5 protein-coding genes are annotated in these 7083 nt (G+C 63.3%); all 5 read right to left on the reverse strand.

The genetic code is table 11. From position 1 onward, the window contains the following. On the reverse strand, window positions 1–1234 hold a 1234-nt coding region (locus EN939_RS14770), incomplete at its 3' end, for an iron chelate uptake ABC transporter family permease subunit (protein ID WP_164750997.1). After that, complete coding sequence (locus EN939_RS14775) at window positions 1227–2105, reverse strand: ABC transporter substrate-binding protein (RefSeq protein ID WP_127268593.1); 879 nt, start codon at window positions 2103–2105, stop codon at window positions 1227–1229. The genes EN939_RS14775 and EN939_RS14770, both read right to left, overlap by 8 nt. Window positions 2106–2139: 34 nt before the next feature. Continuing rightward, entirely contained in the window at window positions 2140–4329 is a 2190-nt protein-coding gene (locus EN939_RS14780) for a TonB-dependent siderophore receptor (RefSeq protein WP_236383127.1), read from the reverse strand. A gap of 136 nt (window positions 4330–4465) precedes the next feature. Further along, complete coding sequence (locus EN939_RS14785; RefSeq protein ID WP_164748641.1) at window positions 4466–5350, reverse strand: helix-turn-helix domain-containing protein; 885 nt, start codon at window positions 5348–5350, stop codon at window positions 4466–4468. Window positions 5351–5476: 126 nt separating this feature from the next. Beyond that, on the reverse strand, window positions 5477–6832 hold the full coding sequence (locus EN939_RS14790; protein WP_127268594.1) for a glutamine synthetase family protein: 1356 nt from the start codon (window positions 6830–6832) through the stop codon (window positions 5477–5479). Window positions 6833–7083: the final 251 nt, after the last annotated feature.

Genomic DNA, 7083 nt, shown 5'->3' on the forward strand with positions numbered 1-7083 from the left:
CGGCGGCCGCGAGCAGGGCGCCGGCGGCGGCCGCCACGCCGATCCGCGGCGCGCGCCACGCGGCGAGATCGGTTAACAGGTCTCCCCCAGCAATAGACCAGCCGTCCGGGCCGCGCCCGACGACAAGCGCCACGATGGCAGCGACAAGCGCCAGCCCAAGCAGAAGCAGGATGATGAGCCGGGGCCGGCTGGCCTTGCGCGGTGCTGCCCCCTTGGAGCCGAGATGCGGCCATTCGAGAAGGCGCAGCCGCGGCAACAGCCACAGCAGCAGCGGACCGCCGAGCAGGGCGGTGCCGGCGCCGGTCGGAATGCGTTCGCCACCGGAACCGGCGGCCAGCTGTACCAGCCCGTCCGTCAGCCACAGCAGCACGGCGCCGATCAGCGGCGCGGTGATCAGTTTTTGGCGCAGTGTGCGGGCGCCCGAAAGCGTGGCCAGCGCCGGCGCTGCAAGACCAACGAACCCGATGACGCCAACCTCTGCCGCGACTGACGTCGCCATCCACACGGCAAGCGCGATGATGAGAAAGCGGCTTGAGTGACGGGCGACGCCCAGGCTGCGTGCCGAGGCATCGTCGAGACCAAGAATGGTCAGCGGCCGCAGCAGCATCAATGCGGCAACCGCGCCGGCCGCCAGCCTGACCGTCAGCGCGATGGTCGGCTCCCAGTCCTGCTGGACCAGCGATCCGCCGCCCCAGATGAACAGCGAAAACAGGTAATCGCCATTGGCGAGGATCAGTGCTGCGCTGACGGAACTGGCGGTCAGCGCCACCATCATCCCGGCGAGCATGACCGACACCGGCTCCAGCCCGCGCCGCCAGGTCAATGCCAGCACCAGCAGCACCGCGGCGATGCCACCGGCGAAGGCGACCAGGCCCTGCGACCGCTCCATCAGCAGCGGTGCGTAAAGCGAGACGATCGTCATCGCCAGCTGCGCGCCGGCCGAGATGCCAAGCGTCGACGGTTCGGCCAGCGGGTTGCGCAGCACATGCTGCAACAGCAGGCCGGACAGGCCGAGCACGGCGCCCGCCAGCACCGCCACCGCGCCGCGCGGCAGCGTGCTGTAGAGCAGGATGACGCGGTCGAGACCGATGCCGCCCGGCAGTGGAGCCGGCCACTGCATGCCGACCCGCCATGCGAACAGGAGCGCTGCCACAGCCGCGAGGAGGCCCCACAGGGCGATTGGCAACAGCGCGGCACTCGTCGCGGCGTGATCGCTTTTAGTGCGCTCAGCCATGGGCCTGCCCGGCAAGGGCGGCCGTCGCCAGACGCGCGAAGCGGCGTGCCGATGGCAGGCAGCCAAAGTGGTTGACCGGCTCCAGGACGGCAACGCGGTTCTGACGCACCGCCGGCAGAGCGTTCCACAAGGCATTTGTCGGAAGCGAACGCCCGACATCCGCCGGCAGTGGCGAAACGATCAGGATCGACGCCTCGGGCACGCGCGCCAGCGCCTCCAGTCCGACGGGTGCCGCCGCGCTGTAGCTCGTCTCGTCGGTCCATGCATTGACCAGGCCGAGACGCGTCAGCACATCGCCGAACATGGAGTCGCGGCCAAAGGCGCGAAAATGCCTGCTATCGCCTAGGCTGATGACGAAGACCGGACGCCCGGAAGCGCGCGGCAAGGTGCCGCGCAGCCGCGCGATTTCATCAGCGGTCTCATCGGTATAGCGCTCCGCCTCGGCCTGCCGTCCCAGCTTTTCGCCCAGGGCCAGTGTCGCTGCCTCGGCGAGCACATAAGGCGGCACGCCGGCCTCGTAGACCGTTTGCGCAAACACCGGCGCGATGCGTTCGAGCATCGGGCGCTGGTATTCGTAGAAATTGGAGATCACGATGACATCAGGCGCGACGATGCGCAGCAGCTCGTAATTGGGCGCGCCGCGCAGCCCGAGATCGGTCACCGATTGGGGCACTGCCGGCTCGACCGCGATCTTGCGAAACTGGATCAGTTCGGTCGCCGCCACCGGCTCGATGCCGAGCGCCAGCAACGTCTCCAGCATGCCCCAGTCGATCGCTGCAACGCGCGGTGTAGCGGCCCTGGCGGCGACCGGTGGCAGCAATGCCGCGGCCGCCAGCGCAAGCACCTGCCGTCTGTTGGGCAGATGGATCATCACTGGCTTGTTTGGCAAGCTGTAACCAAGTCGACTACCAAGTCGTATGCGCCTTCAGCTTGAACGAGCGGCCTTCGCCATAGGAACAGGTCAGCGTCGTCTGGCAGCTCGACACATAGGTTTTGTCGAAGAGGTTGGTGATGTTGAGATCGATCCCCCAATTCTCCTTCTCGTAGCCGAGTTTCAGATCGGCCAGCGTGACCGCCGGCACTTTGGCCGTGTTCTCATTGTCGGCCCACGAAGAGCCAACATAACGCAGGCCGCCGCCGATCGAGATGCCGTCATACCAGTCGCTGCGGAACGTATAGTCGACCGAGGCGGAAGCCATGACTTCGGGCACGATGAAGGGCGTCTTGCCGATGAGCGCCGGGTTGGCGTCCTTGGTGATGTCGATGTCGTAGGCCGTGAATGCACCCGTGACCCGGAAATCGTCGGTCACGTTCACCTTGCCTTCGAGTTCAACGCCGCGAGAGCGCACTTCACCGGTCTGCATCTGCGTGAACAGAGTGACATTGGAAGGGACGTTCTGGCGCGTCAGGTCAAACAGCGACAGGGTGAACAGGCCATCGACAAAGGTCGGTACGTATTTCACGCCAACTTCGTATTGCGTGCCTTCCTCCGGCTTGAACAGATTACCCAACGCGTCGGTGCCGATGATCGGGTTGAAGAAGGTAGCGACGCTGGCATAGGGGGTAACGCCGTTGTCGAATTCGTAGGCTAGTCCTGCTCGCCCGGAGAAATCTCCGACAGTCTGGCTCTGTGAACTGGAGCTGCTGCTGTAGTAGGTCGGACGATTGTCGGCGTCGAGCCAGCCACGGTCGTAGCGGCCGTTCAGCGTCACCAGCCAGCCATCGCCGAAGCGCAACTGGTCCTGGGCATAGAAGCCGAGCTGCTTCTGCGTCAGGTCCTGGTTGAGGTAGCTGACACGTGGCGTCAGTGGCGAGCCGTATACTGGATGGAAGGCGTCGATCGGGTTGTCATAGTTTTCGTCGTAGAGGCCAGACGACTGGACCTGGTCGATGTTGTAATATTTGAAATCTATGCCGGCCAGGATCGTATGTTCGACAGGACCGGTCACCACCTTGCCTTCGATCTGGTTGTCTACCAGGAAGGTCTTGGCCGTGGTGTCATGGTCGAAATTTATGCGGGCCAGATCGGTAGGCCCTCCGATGGTTGACCAGCCATTCGGATAGACGCTGACTTCATTGATATCAGCGGCGGTGAAGCGGGCGTTAGAGCGCACCGTCCAGTCATTGTCGAATGTGTGTTCGAACTCGTAGCCTATCGAGCCCTGTTCCCGCTTGTAGAGATCGACGCTCGGCTCGGTGAAATTCGCATCCGGGTCGATGCGGCCATAATTCACGCCGTCCACAATGTGGTCCGTCACCGTCCCGCTATAGGGCAGGAAGCTGCCGCCATTGTGGTTTTCGTCGATGTGGCTGTAATTGGCCAGGATGGTCAGCGTGGTTGCTTCGTCCGGCTTCCACGTAATACTTGGCGAGATGAAGCCGCGCCAGCCATTTTGCAGGTCGCTGTAGGTATCGCCGCCGGCGACCTTGCCCGTCATCCGGTAGCTGACCGCGCCATCCTTGGCCACGTCGCCAATGTCGAAGCCGAGATAGACATTGCCTGCGTCGTTGACGCCGGTCTCGACATAGCGCGTGCGTTCGAAGTCCGGCCGCTTGCTGACATAGTTGACCAGGCCACCGGGATTACTGCCGCCGTAGAGTACGGAGGCCGGTCCCTTCAGCACCTCGATGCGCTCCAACCCGAAGCTGTCGACATAAAAGCCGCCGAAGCCGTAGCTGAACAGCTGCAGCCCATCCATGTAGGTGCCGGTGGCCGTCGCCTGGAAACCACGGATGTACAGCCAGTTGGTGTCGCTGTCGGGGCCGAAGGGCTGCGCGAAGACGCCGGCCGTGTAGCGCAAGGCTTCGTCGGCCTTCTGTGCGCCCTGGTCGTCGATCTCTTGACGGCCGACCACCGACACGGATTGCGGGATGTCCTTGATGTCGGTCGCCGTCTTGGAGCCGGTCCTGCTTTTTTTGGCGACGACGCCTTTAACCGGTCCGGCCGCGCCGTCGCCGGCCTCGCCCTCGACCACCACCGGTTCAAGCTGGGTGCTGGTTTGCACCGACTGCGCGAACGCGGCCATTGGCGGGATCATCGCGGCTGCGGCGACGCTGGCCGCCAGAAGCGCCTTCATCCGGTAAGTTCTGCTCATCAGGAAAGTCCCCGCCTGTCGACATTGAGATACTTGATGATTTATCTCAACTTATCTGCAGGTCATTGGACGGAATTGGGCAGTTTGTCCATTCTTGTCCAAACGAGGGACATCACGGTGTGATGTTGCGGAAATGTCACTGGCGACTGGTGCTCCTCATCCAGGCGCCGGGTGTCACGCCGACAATCGACTTGAACACACGCGTCAGGTGCGCCTGGTCGAAAAAACCCGTTGCCTCGGCGATGTCGCCAAGTGAAGCGGCGTCACGCGCCATCATCGCCTTGGCCCTGTCGACCCGCGCTTGCATCTGCCAACGATGCGGCGGCACGCCCGTCGCCGCCTTGAAGGCATGACTCATCGCGGTTTCGGACAGGCCGGTCAGCGCGGCGAGATCGGCAAGCCGGATCCTGTCCAGGCAATGCGCGTCGATGTAGTCGGTGACGAGGCGCAGCTTGCGGCGCGAGAGCGGCGACCGTCGCCTGGCGGTATCAGGCTGGTCTATCTGGAACAGGCTTGCGAACAAGGCATTGAGCAAGCCCTCGCCATAGAGATCATGCAGAGGCCGGTCGTTGCCGCATTCGGCGGCGATCATGCCGGCAAGCATGGCGATCCGGTCGTCGCGAAACTGGAAGCGCGACATCCGCAAGGCCTCGTGGTCAAGGCTGCGGCCGAAGCGGCGCGTCAGCGCTGCGGCGTCGAAATGCAGGTCGAGATGCCGGATCCGCCGTAGCCCCTCGACCCGGCCGCGGATCGGCACGCCGGCCGGTATGTAGGCCATGGAAAAAGCCTGGTCGTGGCGGCGCAATTCGCCCTTGGCGCCTTCGACGAAGAAAGCGCCGTCGCCATCCACATCGAGCGCGACGAACAGCCGGGGGTCGGGAGAGACGTAATAGCCTTCGGCCTTGTCACCGCATGAGACATCCCAGAGGTCGGCGACCACGCCGTCCCAGACATGCCATTTCAGATCGCCAATGACTGAAAAGCCCTCAATCCGGCTTTCCATGCGCGCAACGAAGGTCAAGTCCTGTGATCCCAACCATAACATGATAAAAACCATCATGTTTATGCCCGGTTAGCGACCCCACCGCAAGTGCTTTGCGGCTGCTCGAAAATCGGCCGGAACCAATACCGCTGGGGCCGTCAGGCCTCAAACACTTTCGAGGTATGTCTCGATTTCGAAATCGCTGACATTGAGCGCGAACGTGTTCAATTCCTGGCGTTTGCAGGCAACGAAGGAGTCGCGCAGGATGGCTGGAAAAATCTCCGCCACATGCGTCCCGCTCTCGAAGGCGGCGATCGCGGATGCCCAGTCCGGCGGCAGCTTTGCCGGCGGGAGTCCCTGGCCGTCGGTGCCGATCGGATCCCCTGGCGATATTTGTCTTTCAATGCCCGTCAGTGCGGCGCCCAATATGGCCGCTAGCACCAGATAGGGATTGGCGTCGGCTCCCGAAACGCGATGCTCGATGCGGCGCGCACCGGTTGGCCCGCCGGGAATGCGGATCGCCACCATACGGTTCTCATAACCCCAGGCGACTGCGGTCGGCGCATAGGATCTCGGGCGCAGCCTGCGGTAGGAGTTGAAGTGCGGCGCAAACACCAGCGTGCTTTCGGCCATTGCCGCAAGCAGGCCGCCGACCGCATGGCGCATGGTCTCAGAACCCTGGTCGGTGCCGTCATCGAAGACGTTGCGCCCTTCGCCGTCGATCAGGCTGAAATGAACGTGAAAGCCGTTGCCTGCGCGGTCGCCATAGGGCTTAGCCATGAAGCAGGCGGCAAAGCCGTGCTTGCGGGCAATGCCCTTCACCGTGCGCTTGAACAGCACCGCATCGTCAGCCGCCCGCAAGGCGTCCGCGACATGGTTCAGATTGATTTCGAACTGACCGACGCCGTTTTCGGCGATGGCCGTGTCGACGGGAATGCCTTGCGTCCGGCAGGCCTCGTAGACGTCATGGATGAAGGATTCGAAGTCGTCGATCTCGTCGATCGACAGCGCCGCGTCGGAATCGAGACGGCGTCCGGTCACCGGCGAGACCGGTCCGACCGGCCGCTGCGACTGCGGATCGACGAGGTAGAATTCGAGTTCCGTTGCCGCGACCGGGGTCAGGCCCAAGGCCTTGTAGCGATCGAGGATGCGGGCCAGCGCCCGTCGCGGGTCGCCGAGATAGGGCGCGCCGCTTTCGTCGGCCAGCCAGAGCGGGACAAGCGCTGTCGGATGCGCCGTCCAGGCCACCGGCAGAATGCCGCGCCCCGTCCACTGGCACAGTCCGTCGGCATCGCCGGTCGAGAATACCAGTGTGTTGCCTTCGATGTCCTCGCCCCAGACGTCGAGCCCGATCAGCGAAAAAGGCATGCGCAGCTTGCCTTCCAGCGCCTTTCTTGCCTGCTCGACGGGAATGCGCTTGCCGCGCATGATGCCGTTGAGGTCGCACACCGCGGCTCTCAGGCTCTGGATGTCGGTCCTGCTGTCAAGCCAGTTCAAAACGTCCGCAATTGCATCGCTCAATTTATGACCTCTGGTTTTCGAAGGTGCCGCAACCTGACCGGCTGCACTGTCCCTGACAAAAATAGCTTGTGAGTTTTAGGAAAACAGACTTGGCTGTCGCCAAGCGCTTTTCCTTATTTTTTCAAGTCACTAGCTGGTATATCGGGAGGCATTTCAAAACCAATTGCGCGATCTGCGGTCGCAACATAGAGGCTGGAGGGCGGAAAGCCAAGCACGAGCCGGTAAACCAGCGCGCAGCCGCTATCGGCGGG

This window comes from Mesorhizobium sp. M7A.F.Ca.CA.002.05.1.1 (genome assembly GCF_003998335.1).
Classification (GTDB): domain Bacteria; phylum Pseudomonadota; class Alphaproteobacteria; order Rhizobiales; family Rhizobiaceae; genus Mesorhizobium.

Bases quoted from the DNA above. Each gene is read 5' to 3' on its own strand.
- EN939_RS14775 (WP_127268593.1), bottom strand. From the start codon at position 2,105: ATGATCCATCTGCCCAACAGACGGCAGGTGCTTGCGCTGGCGGCCGCG.
- EN939_RS14780 (WP_236383127.1), bottom strand. From the start codon at position 4,329: ATGAGCAGAACTTACCGGATGAAGGCGCTTCTGGCGGCCAGCGTCGCC.